General features: G+C 73.4%; 18 protein-coding genes. 9 read left to right on the top strand and 9 right to left on the bottom strand.

The window, feature by feature from the left end:
• Positions 1-26: 26 nt before the first annotated feature.
• Genes ACSSS0_RS16870 through ACSSS0_RS16855 form a run of 4 tightly spaced genes read left to right on the top strand, consistent with a single transcriptional unit; the run spans position 27 to position 4,538 of the window.
• Positions 27-515 carry a GNAT family N-acetyltransferase gene (locus tag ACSSS0_RS16870; RefSeq protein ID WP_487228891.1) on the top strand — a complete coding sequence of 163 codons (489 nt, stop codon included), beginning with the start codon at positions 27-29 and terminating at the stop codon, positions 513-515.
• Positions 516-1,976, top strand: a complete 1,461-nt coding sequence (locus ACSSS0_RS16865; RefSeq protein ID WP_487228890.1) for a wax ester/triacylglycerol synthase family O-acyltransferase — start codon at positions 516-518, stop codon at positions 1,974-1,976. It abuts the gene before it with no gap.
• Positions 1,977-1,986: 10 nt separating this feature from the next.
• Positions 1,987-2,970 (top strand): quinone oxidoreductase family protein, encoded by a 984-nt coding sequence (locus ACSSS0_RS16860; protein WP_487228889.1) that lies wholly within the window; start codon positions 1,987-1,989, stop codon positions 2,968-2,970.
• Positions 2,967-4,538 (top strand): amidohydrolase, encoded by a 1,572-nt coding sequence (locus ACSSS0_RS16855; RefSeq protein ID WP_487228888.1) that lies wholly within the window; start codon positions 2,967-2,969, stop codon positions 4,536-4,538. Before ACSSS0_RS16860 ends, ACSSS0_RS16855 begins: the two co-directional genes overlap by 4 nt.
• 102 nt (positions 4,539-4,640) lie before the next feature.
• Here the strand turns inward: ACSSS0_RS16855 and ACSSS0_RS16850 are convergent, their stop codons facing one another.
• The 5 genes from ACSSS0_RS16850 to ACSSS0_RS16830 all read right to left on the bottom strand — a co-directional run bounded on the left by ACSSS0_RS16850 (position 4,641) and on the right by ACSSS0_RS16830 (position 8,204).
• The gene (locus ACSSS0_RS16850) at positions 4,641-5,570 is read right to left on the bottom strand and encodes a type IV toxin-antitoxin system AbiEi family antitoxin domain-containing protein (RefSeq protein ID WP_487228887.1); all 930 of its coding nucleotides are present in this window, start codon (positions 5,568-5,570) and stop codon (positions 4,641-4,643) included.
• Positions 5,571-5,726: 156 nt separating this feature from the next.
• On the bottom strand, positions 5,727-5,936 hold the full coding sequence (locus tag ACSSS0_RS16845) for a hypothetical protein (protein WP_435986792.1): 210 nt from the start codon (positions 5,934-5,936) through the stop codon (positions 5,727-5,729).
• Between the two features lie 30 nt (positions 5,937-5,966).
• A complete protein-coding gene (locus ACSSS0_RS16840; protein ID WP_028785695.1) occupies positions 5,967-6,320 on the bottom strand; it encodes a hypothetical protein in 354 nt (117 codons plus the stop codon).
• 52 nt (positions 6,321-6,372) lie between these two features.
• On the bottom strand, positions 6,373-7,083 hold the full coding sequence (locus tag ACSSS0_RS16835) for an NUDIX hydrolase (RefSeq protein WP_487228886.1): 711 nt from the start codon (positions 7,081-7,083) through the stop codon (positions 6,373-6,375).
• Positions 7,080-8,204, bottom strand: a complete 1,125-nt coding sequence (locus tag ACSSS0_RS16830) for a glycosyltransferase (RefSeq protein WP_487228885.1) — start codon at positions 8,202-8,204, stop codon at positions 7,080-7,082. Before ACSSS0_RS16830 ends, ACSSS0_RS16835 begins: the two co-directional genes overlap by 4 nt.
• A gap of 35 nt (positions 8,205-8,239) precedes the next feature.
• Here ACSSS0_RS16830 and ACSSS0_RS16825 point away from each other — a divergent pair, with 35 nt between their 5' ends.
• From ACSSS0_RS16825 to ACSSS0_RS16815, 3 genes are all read left to right on the top strand, one after another.
• Positions 8,240-9,061, top strand: coding sequence for a PIG-L deacetylase family protein (locus ACSSS0_RS16825; protein ID WP_487228884.1), 822 nt, complete (start codon positions 8,240-8,242; stop codon positions 9,059-9,061).
• A 176-nt stretch (positions 9,062-9,237) separates the two neighbouring features.
• On the top strand, positions 9,238-11,577 hold the full coding sequence (locus ACSSS0_RS16820) for a heavy metal translocating P-type ATPase (protein WP_487228883.1): 2,340 nt from the start codon (positions 9,238-9,240) through the stop codon (positions 11,575-11,577).
• 132 nt (positions 11,578-11,709) lie between these two features.
• Positions 11,710-13,386 (top strand): long-chain-fatty-acid--CoA ligase, encoded by a 1,677-nt coding sequence (locus ACSSS0_RS16815; protein WP_487228882.1) that lies wholly within the window; start codon positions 11,710-11,712, stop codon positions 13,384-13,386.
• 45 nt (positions 13,387-13,431) lie between these two features.
• On the opposite strand, the gene ACSSS0_RS16810 is transcribed toward ACSSS0_RS16815, so the two are convergent.
• Positions 13,432-16,101 carry an asparagine synthase-related protein gene (locus ACSSS0_RS16810; RefSeq protein WP_487228881.1) on the bottom strand — a complete coding sequence of 890 codons (2,670 nt, stop codon included), beginning with the start codon at positions 16,099-16,101 and terminating at the stop codon, positions 13,432-13,434.
• A gap of 188 nt (positions 16,102-16,289) precedes the next feature.
• Between ACSSS0_RS16810 and ACSSS0_RS16805 the strand changes: the two genes are divergently transcribed.
• The gene (locus ACSSS0_RS16805) at positions 16,290-16,766 is read left to right on the top strand and encodes a hypothetical protein (protein WP_487228880.1); all 477 of its coding nucleotides are present in this window, start codon (positions 16,290-16,292) and stop codon (positions 16,764-16,766) included.
• A 91-nt stretch (positions 16,767-16,857) separates the two neighbouring features.
• On the opposite strand, the gene guaA is transcribed toward ACSSS0_RS16805, so the two are convergent.
• From guaA to ACSSS0_RS16790, 3 genes are read right to left on the bottom strand one after another with little or no spacing between them, the layout of a single operon-like run.
• Positions 16,858-18,465: a glutamine-hydrolyzing GMP synthase gene (gene guaA, locus ACSSS0_RS16800; protein ID WP_435986800.1), complete on the bottom strand. Its 1,608-nt coding sequence runs from the start codon at positions 18,463-18,465 to the stop codon at positions 16,858-16,860.
• 9 nt (positions 18,466-18,474) lie between these two features.
• Complete coding sequence (locus ACSSS0_RS16795; RefSeq protein ID WP_435986801.1) at positions 18,475-18,870, bottom strand: DUF3817 domain-containing protein; 396 nt, start codon at positions 18,868-18,870, stop codon at positions 18,475-18,477.
• A complete protein-coding gene (locus tag ACSSS0_RS16790) occupies positions 18,867-19,634 on the bottom strand; it encodes an SURF1 family protein (protein ID WP_487228879.1) in 768 nt (255 codons plus the stop codon). Before ACSSS0_RS16790 ends, ACSSS0_RS16795 begins: the two co-directional genes overlap by 4 nt.
• Before the next feature lie 71 nt (positions 19,635-19,705).
• Between ACSSS0_RS16790 and ACSSS0_RS16785 the strand changes: the two genes are divergently transcribed.
• Positions 19,706-20,386, top strand: coding sequence for a hypothetical protein (locus tag ACSSS0_RS16785; RefSeq protein WP_487228878.1), 681 nt, complete (start codon positions 19,706-19,708; stop codon positions 20,384-20,386).
• Positions 20,387-20,517: the final 131 nt, after the last annotated feature.

Here is a 20,517-nt window from a genome sequence, read left to right as displayed (position 1 = left end):
CACGCGCGACGGGAGAGGATGGCGCCGTGAGCGACTTCCTGATCCGTGAGGCCTCGGCCGACGACGTACCCGACCTCATCCGCCTCGTCCGGGGGCTCGCGACCTACGAGAAGGAGCCCGAGTCGGCCACGGCGACGCCCGAGCAGTTCCGCGAAGCCCTCTTCCCCGCCCACGGCGACCCCACGGCATACGCCCTCGTAGGGGTGCGGGAGGGCTCGGTCGTCGCCATGGCGATCTGGTTCCGGAGCTTCTCGACGTGGACCGGCCGGGCCGGCATCTGGCTGGAGGACCTCTTCGTCGACCCCGAGCAGCGCGGGCACGGCCTCGGCAAGGCCCTGCTCGCCCGGCTCGCCGCGATCTGCGTCGAGCGCGGCTGGACCCGGCTCGAGTGGTCGGTGCTCGACTGGAACACCCCGTCCATCGACTTCTACCGCGCCCACGGCGCTCGGTCCCTCGACGACTGGACGACCTTCCGCCTCGACGGCGACGCGCTCTCGCGACTGGCGGGCCCGTAGGTGGCACGCCCGCCGCGGCGGATGGGGTCGGCCGACGTCCTCTGGCTCAACATGGACCGCCCGACCAACCTCATGGTCATCGTCTCGGTCGTCCTGCTCGAGTCGGTGCCCGACTGGGACCGAGTGCTCGACGTGGTCCGCGAGCGGATCATCGAGCCCTACCCCGTCTTCAGCCAGCGTGCGAGGCGGCGCCGGGGGCCGTCCGGGCACCGCTGGGAGGACGACCCGGACTTCGACCTGGCGCGGCACGTGACGCGGGTGACGCTCTCCGGCGCGGGGACCCCGGCTGACGCGGACGCCGAGCTGCAGGCGTACGTCGAGGAGCACCTGCCTCGCCCGTTCGACCGCTCCCGCCCGCTCTGGGAGGTCCACCTCGTCGACGGTCACGGGCCGGGCGCCGCGCTCGTCTTCCGCATCCACCACGCGCTGGCCGACGGCATCGCCCTGACCCGGGTGCTGCTCGGCCTCACCGAGGACGCCGATGGCCGGCCCGGCGACCTCGTCGGACCGCCGGCGACCACCGACCTCGCGACCCTGCCCCTCGCCGCGTCGTCGAACGCGGGGGCCGGGGCCGTCGCGTCGGGTCTCCGGCTCGCCCGGGCGACCACCCTGTCGGGCTGGAACCGTCTGCGCACCAAAGGCGCCCGGGCCGCCGTGACGGACGCCGCCGGACTGGCCCTCCGCACCGGACAGGTCGTCTCCGACCTGCTGCTGACCACGAACCCGAGGAGTGTCGTCGGCGGCGTCCCGGGCCACCGCAAGCGCCTCGTGTGGACCGAGCCACTCCCCCTTCCCGGGCTCAAGCAGGCCGGCCGCCTCGTCGGTGCGACGCTCAACGACGTGCTCCTCAGCGCCGTCGCGGGCGCCCTGCACACCTACCAGGACGAGCGTGGCCGAGAGCCTGTCGACCTCGTGACGATGGTGCCCGTCAACGTCCGGCCGCTCGACGAGCCGCTCCCCCGCGAGCTCGGCAACCGCTTCGCGCTCGTCTTCCTGCGCTTCCCGAGCCGCGACGCCACGCCCCTCGGGCGCCTCGCCCTGTCGAAGGCACGGATGGACTGGCTCAAGGCCTCGCCCGAGGCGGCGCTCACCTTCGCCCTCATCTCCGTCATCGGCCGCTTCCCCGCCACGCTGGAGCGTCGGGTCGTGGACTTCTTCGCCGACAAGGCGATCGGCGTGACGACCAACGTCGCCGGACCGCGGGAGGTCCGCTACCTCGGCGGCGTCGCGGTCACCGGTGTGCTCGGCTGGGTGCCCGGGTCGGGGCGGCACACGCTCGGCTTCTGCATCGTCACCTACGCCGACGCCGTGCGCATCGGGATCATGGCCGACGAGTCCGTCGTCCCCGACCCCGAGGCACTCCTCACGGCGCTCGAGGACGAGGTGGCACTGCTCGTGCGCATCGGCGAGGCCGGGTCCGACGGGCCCACCGGCCCGAGGAGGAGGCGGCGGCGGTCGTAGGGTGGCGAGCATGAACCGAGCGACCAGCGTCTTCGTCTCCGAGCCCGGCGACCGCAGTGTCCTGCAGGTGCGCGACCACGACCTCCCCGACCCTGCCGAGGGTGAGGTCCAGGTCGAGGTGGCCGCCGCCGGCGTCAACTTCATCGACGTCTACAAGCGCCAGGGCATCTACCCCGTGCCGACCCCCTTCGTCCTCGGCGAGGAGGGCACCGGCACCGTCACGGCCGTCGGCCCGGGCGTCACCGACCTCTCCGTCGGTGACCGGGTCGCGTGGTGCCAGGCGACCGGGAGCGAGTCGACGCTCGTCAACAAGCCCGCCCACCTCCTCGTCCCCGTCCCCGACGGCGTCGACCTCGAGATCGCGGCCGCCGCCATGCTGCAGGGCCTCACGGCCCACTACCTCGTCACGAGCACGTATGCCGTGGGCCCCGGTGACATCGCCCTCGTGCACGCCGCGGCGGGTGGGGTGGGGCAGCTCCTCGTGCAGATGGTGACGGCCCGCGGCGGGACCGTCGTCGCGACGGCCGGGTCCGACGAGAAGCTCGAGGTCGCCAGGGCGCTCGGTGCCCAGCACCTCGTCAACTACTCGACCGTCGACGACCTCGCGGGCGCGGTCCGCGAGGCTGCCGGACGCGGGGTCGACGTGGCCTACGACGGGGTCGGGAGGTCGACCTTCGACGCGTCGCTCGCCTCGCTGCGCCCGCGCGGCACGATGGTCCTCTTCGGCGGGGCGAGCGGGCAGGTGCCCCCCTTCGACATCCAGCGCCTCAACAGCGGCGGGTCGCTCTTCCTGACGCGTCCGACGCTGGCGCACTACGTCGCCGAGCGCGCGGAGTACGAGTGGCGGGCCGGCGAGGTGCTCGGCGCGGTGGCCGACGGCTCCCTGAAGATCGACGTCGGCGGTCGATACCCGCTGGCCGAGGCGGCCGCGGCGTACGAAGCCCTCGAGGGTCGCCGCACGACGGGCAAGCTCATCCTGGTGCCCACCGCATGAGCCGCACGCTGTTCCGCCACGAACGCATCTGGACCGGCGACGCCGGTGACCCCTGGACCGACGCGCTGCTCGTCGAGGACGGCCGCGTCGTGGCGGTCGGCGCCGAGGCCGTCGAGGCTGCTGGGGCAGGCACCGACACCGTCGACCTCCCCGGCGCGCTCGTCATGCCCGGCCTGCACGACGCCCACATCCACACCGAGTGGCTCTCGCGCGACCTGTCGTCCGTCGACCTGCGCGAGGCCCGGTCGCTCGAGGAGACGCTCGAGCTCGTGCGCGCCCACGCCGAGGGGCTGCCCGAGGGCGAGTGGCTGCACAGCGGACGCTGGAACCACAACCGCTGGGCCGTCCCCGAGCAGCCCGACCGCCACGCGCTCGACTCCGTCTCGGGCGACCGCGTGGCAGCGCTGTCGAGCGTCGACGGCCACACGATCTGGGCCAATTCCCTTGCACTGCAACAGGCCGGGATCACCCGTGACACCCCCGACCCCGTCGGCGGCGAGATCGTGCGCGACGCGTCGGGCGAGCCGACCGGCATCCTCCGGGAGTCGGCGCAGGAGCTGCTCGACGTCATCCCGCGCGAGGAGTCCCCGCTGCGCCCCTGGCTCGAGCGCTGTCAGGACTGGCTCCTCTCCGTCGGCCTGACGAGCATCACCGACATCGACGGCGAGGACGCCCGCGCGGCCTACGCCGAGCTGCACGCGGACGGTGCCCTGCGGCTGCGCGTCACGAAGTGCACGCGCGACCCCGACCTCGAGCTCGCGATCGAGGAGGGCCGCCGTTCCGGCCAGGGCGACGACGTCTTCCGCGTCGGCCCCGTCAAGTTCTTCAGCGACGGCGCGCTCGGCTCGCACACGGCCCACATGACCGAGCCGTTCATCGGCCACGAGGGCTGCGGCATCGCCGCGATGCCCTACGACGTGCTGCTCGAGCGCACTCTGCTGGCCGCACGCAACGGTCTCGACGTCGTCACGCACGCCATCGGCGACGAGGCGAACCGGCTCGTGCTCGGCACGTTCGAGGCGGTGCGGGCCGACGGTCTCGACAGCCTGCTGCGCATCGAGCACGCCCAGCACGTGCTGCCGGTCGACATCCCGCGCTTCCGCGCCCTCGACGTCGTCGCGTCGATGCAGCCGACTCACTGCACCGCCGACCTCGAGCTCGCCGACGAGATCATCGGCCCGCGTCGCCTCGCCTCCTACGCCTGGCGCAGCTTCCTCGACGCCGGGGTGCGGGTGGCCTTCGGCTCGGACGCGCCCGTCGAGGACCCCAACCCCTTCTACGGCCTCCACGCCGCCGTCACCCGTCAGCGGGCCGACGGCCAGCCCCTCGGCGGCTGGCGGCCGGAGGAGCGGGTCACCCTCACCGAGGCCGTCCACGCCTTCACCGTCGCCGCGCACGAGTCGGTCGGGCGCACCGACGTCGGCCGCCTCGTGCCCGGCCAGCTCGCCGACCTCGTCGCGGTAGACCGCGACCTGTGGGCGCTCGAGGAGGCCTCGGCGGGCGACATCCGCGACACCGTGGTGCTGCAGACGTGGGTGGGCGGCGAGCTCGCCTACCAGCGGGGCTGAGCCACCCGGCATACGCCATCGGCCGTGGGCGCCACTGCCGACGGACGACCGTTGGTCGCGGACACGCGACGACACACCGGCACGACACGCGGGTGGTGCGGGTCAGGCACGACCAATGGTCGTCGGTCGGCGGAGGGGGCCGCGACGGCGAAGCAGGTCACCCCCCAGCCTGAGGTCCTGTCGGGTGGCCGCGCGGGTCAGCACGGAGGCGACCCACTCCTGCTGGAACATCGCCTGCACCCACGAGACCCTGATGAGGAGCCAGTCGTCGAGGACCAGCTCGTCGTAGCGCCAGCAGTCGGCATCGATGGCCCGCTCGCTCGTGTGGAACTCGCGGCTGTCGCCCTCGACGACGAGCCGCAGCTCCCGGTCGACGAGGTCCGGCCGGATCCGCCGGCCACCGACGAGCAGTCGCACCTGAGGCACGAGTCGCAGCCCCGGGACGTCGAGCGAGACTGCACGGATCACGGACTCGAAGGCGTTGGCCGGTCGCTCCCGGGCGAACCAGGCCACCTCCAGTGCCGCATCCCGTCCGCGTCCGGGCAGGCGCTCGGCCGCCATCAGCAGATCCGCCTGCGTGAGCCGCCGCGACCTCAGTGCCGAGTCGGCGACCGCCAGCGCCTCGTCGAAGGGCAGGGTCGTCGCGCAGTCCATCACCGTGCGCAGCGGGCTGGTGCGCCAGCCGTCGACGTCCGAGGGCTCGAGCCGCTGCCACCTGATCCTCGCCACCGACTGGTCACCGGCGCCCATCTTGCGGCCTCGGGGCACGACGAGCTCCGGACGATCCGGAGGCGCCTTGAGGGACCAGCCGTAGGAGGCTGCGGCACTGCGGAGTCCGACGACGGCACAGAGCCGATGGGCCTCGACCCGCGCGCCGTCGACGACGTCGGGGAGCACGTAGCGGCCCCGAGCCACCCTCCGGATCACCTGTGCGCGCAACGCCTCGTCGAGGGCAGGTCGCCCCGCGGCCGCCTTGAGCTGGCGATGGGTCGCCACCCCTCCCTGTCGGCGCATGGCCGTGAGGATGTCCATGGCGGCAGCGTGCCCGGGGCCGGGCCGCGCGCGCGGACGTCATCCACAGCCGACGGACGACCGTTGGTCGCCGACACGCGACGACACGCCGGCACGACACGCGGGAAGCGCGGTCCAGCGCGACCAACGGTCGTCGGCCGGTCGTGACGCGCCGGGTCAGCCGGGGACGACGGCGAGCAGGAGGGTCGCGAACCACGTGAGCCCGCCGACCACGAGCAGGAAGACGCCGATGACCGCCATGTTGCCGGCGCCGTCGGCGCGGGACACCCGGCGTCGCCGACGACCGACGACGACGAGCGCCAGCCCCACGACGAGCCACACGAGACCGATGAGCAGACCGGCGAGGACGCCTGCGTTCCAACGCATCTCAGCCGCCGAACCGGCCGACGAGCGAGGTCACCAGAGGGCGGCGACGAGCACGTTGACGACCGCCGCGCCGCCGGCGATGTCGAGCAGGTTGCCGGTGTCCTGGCCCTTGCGGCCGCGGGCGGCACCGATCTCGGCGGCGACGAGCACGACGAGCGCGATGACGAGCTTGACGGCGATCTTCGTGTTGTTGACCGTGTGGTCGTCGTCCTTGATCGCCGAGGCGATGCCGACGAGGGCCAGGCCCGTGACGAGCTGCGCCCGGGCGCCCCAGACGATCGGCGCGATGACGGTGCGGCCGCTGCGGACGGCGATCCAGCCTCCGACGACCGCGGCCATGCCGAGCAGGTGGAGGGCGACGAGGAGGTTGTAGACGAGGTCCATGGCCGACATCCTACGGAGCGTCGTACTTCGCGCGAGCCGGCCCCTCCGGGCGTCAGGAGCCGGGCCGGGCCGCGAGCTCGTGCAGAGCGGCCAGGCGCCGCCACGACGACGACAGCGGGTAGTCGCCGATCCGGTCGAACGGCACCCAGCGCGCGTCGGACGTCGTGCCACCGACGTCGTGGATGACGACCTCGGCCGGCTCGGGACACGTTGCGGCATAGACGATCCGGACCGCGTGGAAGTCCTCGAGCAGGCCGGACGGCGCCCGCCCCACCCAGTGCTGCGACTGGACCGTGAGCAGCTCGCCGAGCTCGATGCGCTGCCCCGTCTCCTCCCACACCTCGCGGTGCACGCCCTCGACGGGCGACTCGCCGTCGTCGAGCCCACCGCCCGGCAGCCCCCAGTCGCCGGACACGTGGGTCTGGCTGTTGAACTGCGTCAGCAGCAGACCGCGCCCGCTCGTCACGACGGCGTAGGCCGCGACCCGCTGGTACGGCTCGCCCACCTCGTCGTCGCCGACCCCGGCGTCCCTGGGCACCACTCCGTCCCGAGGGCGTATGCCGTCCAGCTCGCGCACGCGGTAGCCGAGCTCGAGCGCACCGTCCTCGACGACCGTCGCGAAGACCGGCGTGTCGACGAGCCAGCCGGCCGCGCCGAGCACGACGTCCGGGTGCTCGCCGTGGCCCAGGCGCGCCTCGGCGACACGGGTGCCGTCGGCCCGGACCGCGACGACACGCAGGCCACCGGGCACGTTGGTCCTCATCGCCGCACGAGCCCGACGGCGCGCTCGTACTCCGCCACGGCGAGCGCAGCGACGCGCGACCACTCCTGGTCGGGCGGGTTTTCGACGTTCCACCGACGCAGCCGTGCGACCTCGTGGGGGTCCTTGGCCAACCGTGCGATTGCGCTGGTCATCTCCGAGTCACTTGCCACGACAAGGCCGTTCACGCCGTCAGTGACGAACTCGCCGACACCAGAGCCCGATCGACCGATCACGGGCAGGCCGACCGTCCGCGCCTCGAGGGCTGCGATCCCGAACGACTCGAGTCGGGCAGGTGAGAGGTAGACGTCGGCGGCGGCATACCGCTCGCGCAGCTCGTCGCGTGACACGCGACCGGGCAGGGACACCCAGTCGAGGCCACGATCGCGCACGAGGGCCTCCACCTTGCGCCGGTCCGGCCCCTCCCCCAGGACCGTGAGCGTCACGGATCCGGGCCCCGCCACCCGCTCGGCCTCGGCGACGAGCTCGACGAGCGCGGCAGGTCGCTTGCGCGCTGCGAGCCGCATCGCGGTGACGAGGCGCAGCGGCCCCGGCTCGCGCGCGACGGGACCGGCGGCCCAGCGCGCCACGTCGATGCCGTTGGGCAGCACTCCGACCGACGCCCCCGGCCCGACGAGCCGACGCAGCGGCTCGGCAGCGACGTCGGAGACTGCCGACATCGCGACCCCTCGCGCCGCCCACCGCCGGACGAAGCGGACCACGTCGAAGACCGGCGCCATTCCGGCGAGCATGCAGTGCCACGTCATCGCGGTCGGCAGCCCCAGCCCCACGGTGACCCGGGTGCTGTCCCACGCGAAGGGCGAGACGACGCCCGTCTGCACGTGGGCCACGTCGAAGCCACCGGCCACGAGCCGTCGCCGCAGCTCGGCCGGGGCGAACGGATTGACCGGCAGCTCCCACGGCATCCGGGCCGCGAGCCGGTGCACCGGGACGCCGTCGACGACGGTGACGGCGCCGTGCATCTCCCCGCCGGCCCCACGGGTGGCCGTGAACACCTCCACGTCGTGGCCGGCCACCTGCAGGTGCTGCGCGAGGTCATGCGTCTGGACCTCGATCCCGCCCAGTCGGGGCAGGTAACAGTCGGACAGGAGCGCCACCTTCACGGAAGACACTGTGCCATGGGCCAAGATGGGTGACTGTGCCGCACACGCTCCTCGCCTTCCACGCGCACCCCGACGACGAGGCCCTGCTGACCTCGGGGACGATGGCGCGCGCCGCAGCGGAGGGCCACCGGGTCGTCGTCGTCGTCGCGACCGACGGCGAGCTCGGCCTGGCCTCCACCGACTTCACCGGTGACGGGACGCTCGCCGCCACCCGGATGGACGAGCTGCGCGCGAGCGCGCGCGCCCTCGGCGTCGCCCGCGTCGAGCACCTGGGCTACGCCGACAGCGGCCTCGGCCCGGACGTGGCGCCCGACCCGCCCGGCACGACGCGCTTCGTGCGCGCGGACGTCGAGGAGGCGGCCGAGCGCCTGGCCGCGATCCTCCGCGAGGAGCGAGTGGACGTCCTCCTCCACTACGAGCCCAACGGCGGCTACGGGCACCCCGACCACAAGCAGGTCCACGTCGTCGGGAGCCGCGCCGCAGAGCTCGCCGGCACGCCCAAGGTCCTTGAGGCGACGGTCCCGCGCGACACCATCTGCCGGGCCATCGACCTGGCCGCGAAGGTCTACCGCTTCCCGCCCGAGTTCGACCGGTCGAGCTTCGACCGCGCCTTCTCCGCGCGCAGCGAGATCACCCACCGGATCAGCGTGCGTCGCCACATCGCGGCCAAGCGCGCCTCGATGCGCGCCCACGCCTCGCAGGCCAGCGCCGACGGCGGCGCCGACCGGACCCTGGCGGCCTTCCTGCGGATCCCCCGCCCGCTCTACGACCTCGTCTTCGGTCGGGAGTGGTTCGTCGACCGCTCGTTGCCGCCGGGGGCCGCGGTCCGTCGCGACGTCTTCGACGGGCTCGCCTGACGCAGGTTGTGGCCTCTCGACGGTGGCCCACCGGCAGGTTGTGGCCTCTCGACGGTGGCCCACCGGCAGATTGCGGCCTCTCGACGGTGGCCTACCGGCAGGTTGTGGCCTATCGACGGTTGTGACGCGGGTCCCCAACGACGTCCACGCACTCGCGGGCGGCGGATCATGGAGGTGTGACCTGGTGGCGCGGCCGCTCCCCGGCGGTCTTCTTCGTCGCGTCCGCCGTCCTGCTGACCGGCGGCGCGCTCGCCGCCCTGTCGGGCCGGGACGACCTGTCCCGCACCCTGTGGGTCGCTGCGACGGTGCTGGGCCTCGCGCTCTCGCTCCTCTGGACGGTGCGGTCCGTCGTCGAGCGTCGCGCCACGGTCGACGTCATCGCCGTCCTGGCCCTGGCGGGGGCGCTGTGGGTCGGTGAGGAGTTCGCCGGCGCCATGGTCACCCTGATGCTCGCGAGCGGTCGCCTGCTCGAGGCGCGGGCTGCGGCACGGGCAGACCGCGAGCTGCGGCTGCTCGTCGAGCGCACGCCACGGACGGCCCGACGGCGCACCGGCCGCCGGGTGGACGGCATACCGGTGGAGGAGGTGGCCCCGCGTGACGTGCTCGTCGTCGGCACGGGCGAGGTCGTGCCGGTCGACGGTCGGCTGCTCGCGGCCGGCACGTTCGACGAGTCGGCCCTGACGGGCGAGCCGATGCCCGTCGAGCGCCCGAACGGCGACGACGTCCGCAGTGGAGTCGTCAACGTCGGGCCGCCGGTCGACGTCGTGGCCACCTCCTCGGCGTCGGAGTCGACCTATGCCAACGTCGTCCGGCTCGTCGAGCAGGCCCAGGCGACGTCGGCCCCGTTCGTCCGGACGGCCGACCGCTTCGCAGCGCTCTTCGTCCCGCTGACGCTGGGGCTCGCCGGCGCGGCCTGGGCCCTGACCGGGTCGCCGCTGCGGGCCGTCGCCGTGCTCGTCGTCGCGACCCCGTGCCCGCTGCTGCTCGCGGCCCCGGTGGCGATCATGTCGGGCCTGTCGCGGGCGTCGCGGATCGGCGTCGTCGTCAAGGGCGGCGCGGCCCTCGAGGCCCTCGCGGCCGGCGAGGTCGTGCTCTTCGACAAGACCGGGACGCTCACCCACGGTCGGCCGGAGCTGGCGTCCGTCGTCGTCGCCCCGGGCGCCCCACCCGCAGCGGACGTGCTGCGTCTCGCGGCCTCGCTCGACCAGGTGTCACCCCACCCGCTCGCGACCGCCCTCGTCGGGTCTGCTCGCGCCCGCAGCCTCGACCTCGTGCTCCCGACGGACGTCCACGAGGTGCACGGCTACGGCCTCGAGGGCCGCGTCGGCGACACCGGGGTCCGCCTCGGCAAGGCTCGGTGGATCGTCGGCGCCGACGACCCGGCCTGGCTGCGACAGGTGCGCCGCCGCGCCGCGCTCGACGGGTGCCTCACGGTCTTCGTCGCCGTCGACGGCGCGCCGGCCGGCGCGTTCCTGCTCGAGGACCCCGTGCGCGCGGACGCGCCACGCATGGTGTCGGCGCTGCGCGAGGTCGGGATCCGCCGGACCGTCCTGCTCACCGGTGACCGTGCCGACATCGCCGAGACGGTCGGCCGGATCGTCGGCGTCGACGCCGTCCTCGCCGACCGAGACCCCGCCGACAAGCTCGCCGCGATCCGCGACGAGTCGGCGGCAGCGCACACCATCATGGTCGGCGACGGCGTCAACGACGCTCCTGCCCTCGCGGCCGCCGGGGTCGGGGTCGCCTTGGCCGCGCGAGGTGCAACGGCGTCGTCCGAGGCGGCCGACGTCGTGCTCACGGTCGACCGGGTGGACGCCGTCGCCGACGCGATCCTCATCGCCCGTCGCTCCCGTCGCGTCGCGCTCGAGGCGGTCGTCGTCGGGATGGGCCTCTCCCTCGTGGCGATGGTCGCTGCTGCGGCCGGGCTGCTGCCACCGGCGTCGGGCGCCGTGCTGCAGGAGGGCATCGACGTGCTCGCGATCGGCATCGCCCTGCGTGCCCTGCTCCCGACCCGGCTGCACACCATCCCCATGTCCGCCGAGGACGTCGCCACGGCCCGTCGCCTGCGCGAGGGGCACGACGTCGCCATCGCCGCCGTCGAGCAGGTCCGTGCCGTCGCCGACGGGCTGCACACCCGCGACTGCGACCTCGCTCCCGTCCGAGCGCTCCTCGCCCGGCTCGAGGTCGAGCTCCTCCCCCACGAGCGTGCCGACGAGGCCGAGCTCATGCCCCTCGTCGCCCGGGCGCTCGGCGGGCCGGCCACGACGACCATGCGCCGGACCCATGCCGAGATCGAGCACCAGGTCTCGCGGCTGCGTCGCCTGCTCGACGGGATCGAGCCCGGCTCCGTCGCGCCCGAGGACGTCACCGAGCTGCGCCGGCTGCTCTACGGCCTCTACGCCGTGTGCCGACTGCACAACAGCCAGGAGGAGGAGGGCGCCTTCGCGCTCGTCCCAGCCGGCCGCCTCGTGACCACACCCACCCGACGCGGCGGTCGCCACCGTGCCCCCGGCTGACCGGGCGGGCGCCCTGAGCCGACGGACGGCGTATGCCGTGTGCTCCGGGGCGACCGTCGGTCCCGGTCCCCGCGCCGACGCCATACTGTTCGTGCCGCACTGGGCGGCAGCACCACCGGAGCGGAGGCTCGGATGACGGCTGGACTGGAGCACACGTGGGTGGCCCACTACGCCAAGGGAGTCCCGGCCGAGATCGACCCACCCGACTCCTCGCTCGTCGACCTGCTGGCGGAGGCCGTGGCGACCTACGGCGACCGTCCGGCGCTCGAGTTCTTCGGCGCCGAGATGGCCTACGCCGAGCTCGGGCGGCGGGTCGACCTCGCGGCCGAGGGCCTTCGGCGGCTCGGGGTGCGGGCAGGCGACCGGGTGGCGCTCGCGCTGCCGAACTGCCCCGAGCACATCGTCGCGTTCTACGCGGTGCTCCGGCTCGGTGCCGTCGTCGTCGAGCACAACCCGCTCTACACCCCGACCGAGATGGCCCACCAGTTCGGCGACCACGGTGCGTCGGTCGCGATCGCCTGGGACCGCATGGCCACGGCCGTCACCGCACTGGCCGGCGTCGAGCACGTCGTCGCCGTCGACATCACCGCGTCGATGCCCTGGACGAAGCGCGTCGCCCTGCGGCTGCCGGTCGCCCGGGCCCGGGCGCTGCGTGCGCAGCTCACGGGACCCGCGCCGGGCACGACCCCCTGGTCCGACCTCCTCGGCCACGGCCCGCTCGACCCGTCGACCCCCGGCCCGTCCGTCGACGACCTCGCCGCGATCCAGTACACGAGCGGCACGACCGGCGTTCCCAAGGGCGCCATGCTGAGCCACCGCAACCTCATGGCCAACGCGGCGCAGGGACGTGCCTGGGTGCCCGGCCTGACGCCGGGACAGGAGGTCGTCTACGCCGTGCTGCCGATGTTCCACGCCTACGGGCTCACCCTGTGCCTGACCTTCGCGATGAGCATGGGAGCCCGACTGGTGCTCTTCCCCCGGTTCGACGTCGACCTCGTGCTCGCAGCCGCGAAGAAGCACCCACCGACGTTCCTGCCCGCCGTGCCACCGATCTACGAGCGCCTCGCCGCCGCCGCCCGGGAGCGCGGGATCGACCTGACGGCAACGCGTTTCGCGATCTCCGGTGCCATGGCACTGCCGCGCGAGACGCTCGAGCTCTGGGAGGAGGTGACCGGCGGGCTGCTCGTGGAGGGCTACGGACTCACCGAGACCTCACCCGTCGCGATCGGCAACCCCATCGGCAGCGACCGTCGGCCGGGCGCCGTGGGGGTGCCCTTCCCCAGCACCGACATCCGCGTCGTCGACCCCGACGACCCGTCCCGGGACCGCGAGCCGGGCGAGCGCGGCGAGCTGCTCATCCGGGGCCCGCAGGTCTTCGGCGGCTACTGGCGCCGTCCCGAGGAGAGCGCTGCGGCGCTGCTCGACGGCGGCTGGTTCCGGACCGGTGACATCGTCGTCGTCGACCCCGACGGCTTCGTCTCGATCGTCGACCGCATCAAGGAGATCATCATCACCGGCGGCTTCAACGTCATGCCGTCGGAGGTCGAGGCCGTGCTGCGCACCGTCCCGGGCATCACCGATGCCGCGGTCGTCGGCCTGCCGAAGCCCGACGGCAGCGAGGACGTCGTTGCGGCCGTGACGACCGAGCCGGGCGTCGAGCTCGTCCCCGAGGACGTGCGCGCCCACTGCCGGGCAGAGCTCGCCGCCTACAAGGTGCCGCGCCGCGTCGTCGTCGTGGACGAGCTGCCCCGCTCACAGATCGGCAAGGTCCTGCGCAAGCAGGTGCGCGACTCGCTCATCGCGAGCTGACGCGCGGCACGCCACCGCACCGGACGGCATACGCGTGAAAAGCCTTCAGGCAGAAGGCGTCTCGAAGACGATCGCCATCGGCGTCTGCTCGGACCCCTGGCCCAGCGGGTTGTCGGCGAACATCAGCTCGTAGCGCTCCTTGGGTCCCGGCGCATCCTTGCCGAGGACGTTGCGCCCGATGTCGTTGGCGTCCATGACGACCGTGCCACCGAACGACTCGCGGTACGCCTCGGGCACCCGCGCGCGGATGGCGGCGGACAGGTGCGCGGCCACGTCGTCGGGGTCCTTGGGACCGAGCTTCGCCGACACGTTGGCCGGGTAGACGGAGTACTCGGTGGGCCCGTCGATGGCGCGGATGTCGCCCCCGACGAGGTCGTAGAAGAGTCCCCGCTTGCCGAGCACCTTGCCGACGGCACCGCCCGCCGAGGCGAAGAGCACCCGCGGCAGACCGGCCTCCTCGATGGCGAGCTGCATGGTGAAGGGCGAGCCGAGGCCGATCCCGGCCGGCGTGCGCGTGACGTAGCGGCTGAGCAGCCGGGCGGGACGACCGACCTTGATGTCCCAGATGAAGTACGAGCGGCCCTGGGTGATGGCGACGATCTTCTCCGAGATGAAGAAGTACCAGCGGCCGCTCGTCGCGGCTGCGTGCTCCGGACCGGCGTCGGGGAGACCGGCGAAGAAGCGCTCGATGTAGCCGAGCGTCTTGGCCTCGAGGTCGTCCTCGCGGGCGTAGAGGTCGGTGCGCAGCGGGTAGCGACGGACCGCGGTGCCGTCTGCGGTCACGAGGTCGAGCTGCTTGCGGGCGTTCGGCTCGTAGTCGGTCTTGACGTGCTCGGCCTGCCCGGCGTCCTCCGGCTCGCGCTCGTCGAAGAACTCCTGGAGCCACAGCTCGAGGTTGAGCATCCGCCAGACCGTCATCGAGTCGATCGAGTTCGTGCCCTTGATCCAGCCCTCGAAGGCGTGCAGCACGGCCGTCTGGTCGAAGTAGGGCCGGTTCGCGAACGACTCGGAGAGGAACTCCCCGTAGATGTGGTTCTTGAGGCGCATGAACCACTCCCCCTGCGGGGTCGTCGCGCCCACCTTGTCGCGGCGGTCGACGACGGAGGCGGGGAGCAGCCCGCGCATGGCGGCGCGGAGCACGCGCTTGCCGACGCCGTCCTTGACGAGCGCGTCGTCGGCCAGCCCGAAGACGAAGCGCACGAGGTCGCGGTCGACGAAGGGCATCCGCACGGCGAGGCCGAAGCGGCGGGCGTTCTTGTCGGTGTAGCGCAGTCGGGCCGGAAGCGAGCCCGCGAAGACGTCGTCGACGAGGCGGGCCCGCAGGTCGGCCTTCTCGACGTCGTAGCCCTCGGCGGCGTGGGCGCGCGCGAAGTCCGCGTCGAGCAGCGAAGCCACCGGCACGTCCTTGCGACCGTGCAGCCGGTCGCCGATGAGCGGACGGCCGCGGCGGTAGAGCACGTCGAGCGAGCGCCCGAGCTCGGAAGCGGCGCTCAGCGCGCTGCGGTGGCGCAGCTCGCGCAGGTGGATCAGGTGGTGCGGACCGAAGCCCGCGAGGGTCTCGTCGCCGCCGTGGCCGTCGAGGACGACGCTGTCGCGCTCGGACGCCGCACGCAGGACGCGGTACTGCGTGTACGCACCGGTCGAGACGAGCGGCTCCTCCTGGGTGCGCACGAGGTCACGGAGGTCCTGCTTGAACTCCGTCGGTGTGGGCTCGACGCGGTGCTCCCGCACCCGCTCGCCGAGCGCCGCGACGACGGCGTCGATGTGCTCCCGCTCGTCGTTGCGCGAGCCGGGATAGATCGCGGACCACGTGTCCTGCACGCCGTCGGCGGCCGACCGACCCGGCTCGTGCTCGACGACGTCGAGCAGCGCCGCGATGGCGGCGGAGTCGAGGCCACCGGACAGGGCCGTGCCGACGCGGCCCGACGAGGTCGCGCGGCGCCGCACGGCCGCGGTGAGGAGCGTGCGGAACTCGGCGGCGACCGCCGGGGAGTAGGCCCGTGGAGCGCTCCCGAGGGCCGCGAGCTCCTCGCGCAGCCGCGTGTAGGGACGACGCTCCAACCCGCCCGGCAGGTCGGCGCCGAGGGTGACGACCTCGCCCGCACCGACGCGCTCGATGCCGGCGAAGAAGGTGGACGTGCCGTCGTCGTGGACGCGGAAGCGCAGGTAGCGGTAGATCGTGCGGTCGTCGGGGCGGCGCTCGTGCAGACCGCTGTCGAGGATGCCGCGGATCTCGCTGGCGACGAGCCAGCCGTCACCGGCCCGGGCGAGGTAGAGCGGACGCACGCCGAAGTGGTCACGCGCCACCGTCATCCGCCGCGTGTCACGGTCCCAGACCGCGAGCGCGAAGGCGCCGTCGAGCCGGTCGAGGCCGTCGGTGCCCCACTCGGTGAACGCCGCGAGGACGACCTCGGCGTCGCTGCCCACGCCGAAGTCGTGCCCGAGGGTCTCGAGGTCGGCGCGCAGCTCGGCGCGGTTGTAGAGCTCGCCGTCGAGGGCGAGCGTGAAGCGCCCACCGGGGGCCACCGCGAGCCGGGCGACGCCCTCGGCGCCGTCGTCCGCAGACGCCTGGGCCGGGCGTGCGTCACGCACCCCCAGACCGGCGTCGCCGTCCCGTGCGGTCGCCGCCTCGCCCGAGCCCGGATGCGTCGCGAGCAGTCGGTCGAGCTGGGCCTCGTCGGCGTGGACACCAAGGTGTCCGGCGATTCCGCACATGATCTCCACCCTAGTTGGACCCGGGCGCCGGCCCGGACCCCGCTCCGCCCACCGGACCCGCCTCGCCACGTGCCGCTCCGCCCAGAGCCTCATCCCGGCGGACCGGGCGCCCGGTGAACCGCCCGCCCTCGCGTCGTCGTCCTCGCAAGGGGGTCACCTCCCCCGCCCTCGACCCACAGGAGCACGACATGCACGCGATCTCCCGCACCTCAGCCTTCCTCGCCGGTGCCGTCTTCGGCGTCTCCGCCCTCGCCGCGTCCACGAGCGCCTCGGCTGACGCCGGCGGGGTCCCGCGGAGCGACATCCTCCGCGCCCCGATCCAGGGGAGCCAGCTCGCCGACCCGCCGCTCTTCGGCCTGGTCCGGGGCGGCGCTCCCTGGGTCATCTCCGGGGGCACCGCCCGCCTGCGCGCGAACGGCGACCTCTCGGTGGAGGTCGAGGGACTCGTCATCCCGACGCGGGGCGACAACCCCCTGGCCACCCTGTCGGCCACCGTCGTGTGCAACGGCAGGGACCTGCGCATGACGTCGCCGGTGACCTTCAGCACGTCGGGCGACGCCGTCATCGACACGCACGTGACCCTGCCGGAGCGGTGCCTGGCCCCGGTCGTCCTGCTCAACCCGCTGGGCAACGCCGGCACCTACATCGCCGCCACCGGCCGCTGACGACACCCACCACCCACGGGGGCGTATGCCGTGTGGCCGGTCCCACGGCATACGCCATCTCTCGACGGGCCGGAGCGTCAGTCGGTGGAGGTCACTCCCACTCGATGGTGCCCGGCGGCTTGCTCGTGACGTCGAGGACGACGCGGTTGACCTCTTCGACCTCGTTGGTGATGCGCGTCGAGATCGTCGCGAGCACGTCGAAGGGCACCCGGGCCCAGTCGGCCGTCATGGCGTCCTCCGACGCGACGGGGCGCAGCACGACCGGGTGGCCGTAGGTGCGGCCGTCGCCCTGGACGCCGACCGAGCGGACGTCGGCGAGGAGCACGACGGGGCACTGCCAGATGTCGCGGTCGAGGCCGGCCCTCGTCAGCTCCTCGCGGGCGATGGCGTCGGCGCGGCGCAGGATCGCGAGGCGCTCGGCGTCCACGGCTCCGATGATCCGGATGCCGAGACCCGGGCCGGGGAACGGCTGCCGCCACACGATGACCTCGGGCACGCCGAGCTCGAGACCGACCTGGCGCACCTCGTCCTTGAAGAGGGTGCGCAGCGGCTCGATGAGCGAGAACTGGAGGTCGTCGGGCAGTCCGCCGACGTTGTGGTGGCTCTTGATGTTGGCGGCTCCCTCGCCGCCCCCGGACTCGACGACGTCGGGGTAGAGCGTGCCCTGGACGAGCCACTTGACGGGGTGCTCCTCGTCGCCGCGGTCGTGGACGACGTCGCGCGCGGCCTGCTCGAAGACGCGGATGAACTGCTCGCCGATGATCTTGCGCTTCGTCTCGGGGTCGGTGACCCCGGCGAGCGCCTCGAGGAAGCGCTCACGGGCGTCGACGACGACGAGGTCGACCCCCGTCGCCTGCACGAAGTCCTCCTCGACCTGCTCGGCCTCGCCCTCGCGGAGCAGGCCGTGGTCGACGAAGACGCAGGTCAGCTGGTCACCGACCGCCTTCTGCACCAAGGCCGCCGCGACGGACGAGTCGACGCCGCCGGACAGGGCGCAGAGGACGCGGTCCTCGCCCACCTGCTCACGGATCGTCGTCACGAGGTCGTCGACGACGTGCCCGGGCGTCCAGTCGGGCGCGATGCCCGCGCCCTTCCAGAGGAAGTTCTCGAGGACCCGCTGGCCCTGCTCGGAGTGGAGCACCTCGGGGTGCCACTGGACGCCGTAGAGGCGTCGGGCGTCGTCCTCGAAGGCGGCGACGGGCGTGCCCGCGGTCGTCGCCGTGACGGCGAAGCCCTCGGGTGCCGCGCTGACGGAGTCGCCGTGCGACATCCAGACGGTCTGGCTCGGCGGCTGGCCGTCGAAGAGCGTCGACCCGACGTCACTGATGGCTGCGTGGGTCTTGCCGTACTCGCGGGCGCCGGTGCGGGCCACGGTGCCGCCGAGGGCCTGCGCCATCGACTGGAAGCCGTAGCACATGCCGAAGACGGGGACACCGGCCTCGAGCAGGGCCGGGTCGAGGCGCGGGGCGCCGTCCTCGTAGACCGAGCTCGGCCCACCGGACAGGATGATCGCGGCCGGCTCCTTGGCGAGCAGGTCGGCCACCGCCATGGAGTGGGGCACGACCTCGCTGTAGACCTGGGCCTCACGCACGCGCCGGGCGATCAGCTGGGCGTACTGGGCGCCGAAGTCGACGACGAGGACGGGGTGGCTCTGCAGGTCGGTCGGCTCGGTGGGCTCGTTCGGCTCAGCGTCGGTCACGCGCCAAGCCTATCGGCCCTGCGGGGCCTCCCCCGACGACGTCCCGTCGCCCGCGACGTAGGCCCGTGAGAGCAGCGCCTCGGTCTGGACGGTGTTGCGCCGCTCGGCGATCCACGGGACGACGGGCACGAAGCCGGCGAGGAGGTTCTTGACGATGCGGACCGGGCCCCACGCGGCCTTGAGGCCCAGGTTGGCGACGGACGCGGCATACGCCATGTAGATGATCCCGTGGATCGGGCTCCAGTACTCGGTCAGGACGTTGGTCTGGTCGAAGACGTACTTCATGACCATCTCGAGGATGAGCACGAACAGGGCGATGCCGGCGATCGTCGCGAGGACCCGGTAGATCGACAGCGCCGACCGGATCTGCTGCGGCTTGGCCAGGGTCTGGGGATACGTGCTCACGTCGTGACGCCTTCTCTCGGTGCAGCGACGGGCTCGTCCGCCTGCTGCTCTGCTCGGAACATCTTCCACCACATCCAGATCGCGAAGATCCCGAAGACCCACCACTGGACCGCGTAGGCGGCGTTGCGCAGGTTGAGGGGAGCATCGAGCGTGGGCGGCGGGACGCGGGTCAGGTCGGCAGCCGCGATCGGGCTGCCGACGGTGGGCCCGGCGGACTCGGCCGACGCCAGCACGACGACGTTGTAGAGGTCACCGGGCCACTCGTTGACGAGGGAGGCGAGATCGACCGAGCGCACCTGCGGGGCGGGCAGCGGGGCGCCGTCACGGGGCGACTCACCCGGCCCCAGCGTCCCGCTCACGGTGACGACGCCGGACGGCGGCTCGGGCACGGACGCCGGCGTGCCGGCGACGAAACCGCGCAGCACCGGGACGGTGCCGCCCGCGGTCTCGAGCGGCGTCACGACCCACGACCCGACCCGGCCGTCCAGCCGACGGTCGACGACGAGCAGGCTGCGCTCCGCGGCATACGTCCCCGTGACGGTGACGGCGCGGTTGGAGTAGTCGCCCTTGAAGTCGCTGTGCGGCGCGGTGACCTGCTGGAGCGGCGCCCGCTCGAGCGTCGAGGCGGCGGCCACGGCGTCCTTGCGGCCGGAGTCGCGGGCCACGCCGAGCTGCCACAGGCCGAGCAGGACGCACGCGGCGACGACGACGGCGAGGGCGGCGAGCATGCCGACCCAGCGAGGGGTGAGCAGGCGCCGGAACACCTCCCAAGGGTAGGTCACCCCACGGGCTCCGACCTGACCCGGGGCGCCGATCCGTGCCAGACTCCCGAGCCATGTCCTCGCTGCGCCGTCGCCGAGCAGGTATGCCGGGTGGCACCGTCGTCGTGCTGGTTGCCCTCGCCGTGGTGTCCCTGCTCGCCTCGTGCGGGGCCACCGACATCCCGTCTCCCCGACGCACCGTCACCGTGACCGTCGACGCCCCGGGCACCGCACCGGCCACGACGCCGGCGGCGACCTCGACCCCGCCGGGCACGGTCGAGCCGCAGGCCTCTCCGAGCGGCGTCCCCACCTCTCTCTCGGCGGGCCGTCAACGGGGCGCCCCGCACTCGTACGCCGAGGCGAAGGCTCGCATCGACGCCGCGCGGCCCGCTCCACGGGTGACCGACCGCTTCGAGAGCCCCTCGGGCAACATCGTGTGCAACCTCGGCGGGTCCCCACGGCCCATGGCGGCCTGTGAGGTGGGGCAGGGCCGCATCGACCCCCCGCTCCCCTCCATCTGCCCACCCGACGGCCCGCCGGACATCGGCCGCATCGAGCTCGACGAGTCCGGCGCCTTCCCCGCCTGCAGCTCGGACTCGATCCGCGAGGGCGACGAGCCGAAGCTCGGCTACGGCTCACGGACCGGGTCGGAGGACCCCGTCGCGTGTCTCAGCGAGGAGTTCGGCGTGACGTGCGTCGACACGACGACCCGGCACGGCTTCTTCCTCGCCCGCGACACCTTCGTCACCTTCTGACACCCTCCCGCGGCGCTCCGACGGCAGGACCGAAGGGCACAACCGGGCGCAGACGCGGACAAACACGCGTCGACCGGACGAACGGGCCACGTCGCAATATCTCGAATTGGTAACGACGATGGCTCGAATCG

It is taken from the genome of Terrabacter sp. R4-6, from assembly GCF_057529065.1.
This window is presented reverse-complemented; position numbering and strand designations above follow the sequence as displayed.

Coding starts and splice junctions, on each gene's coding strand:
- ACSSS0_RS16860 (WP_487228889.1), top strand. CDS start 1,987: ATGAACCGAGCGACCAGCGTCTTCGTCTCCGAGCCCGGCGACCGCAGT.
- ACSSS0_RS16855 (WP_487228888.1), top strand. CDS start 2,967: ATGAGCCGCACGCTGTTCCGCCACGAACGCATCTGGACCGGCGACGCC.
- ACSSS0_RS16850 (WP_487228887.1), bottom strand. CDS start 5,570: ATGGACATCCTCACGGCCATGCGCCGACAGGGAGGGGTGGCGACCCAT.
- ACSSS0_RS16845 (WP_435986792.1), bottom strand. CDS start 5,936: ATGCGTTGGAACGCAGGCGTCCTCGCCGGTCTGCTCATCGGTCTCGTG.
- ACSSS0_RS16840 (WP_028785695.1), bottom strand. CDS start 6,320: ATGGACCTCGTCTACAACCTCCTCGTCGCCCTCCACCTGCTCGGCATG.
- ACSSS0_RS16835 (WP_487228886.1), bottom strand. CDS start 7,083: ATGAGGACCAACGTGCCCGGTGGCCTGCGTGTCGTCGCGGTCCGGGCC.
- ACSSS0_RS16815 (WP_487228882.1), top strand. CDS start 11,710: ATGACGGCTGGACTGGAGCACACGTGGGTGGCCCACTACGCCAAGGGA.
- ACSSS0_RS16810 (WP_487228881.1), bottom strand. CDS start 16,101: ATGTGCGGAATCGCCGGACACCTTGGTGTCCACGCCGACGAGGCCCAG.
- ACSSS0_RS16805 (WP_487228880.1), top strand. CDS start 16,290: ATGCACGCGATCTCCCGCACCTCAGCCTTCCTCGCCGGTGCCGTCTTC.
- ACSSS0_RS16785 (WP_487228878.1), top strand. CDS start 19,706: ATGTCCTCGCTGCGCCGTCGCCGAGCAGGTATGCCGGGTGGCACCGTC.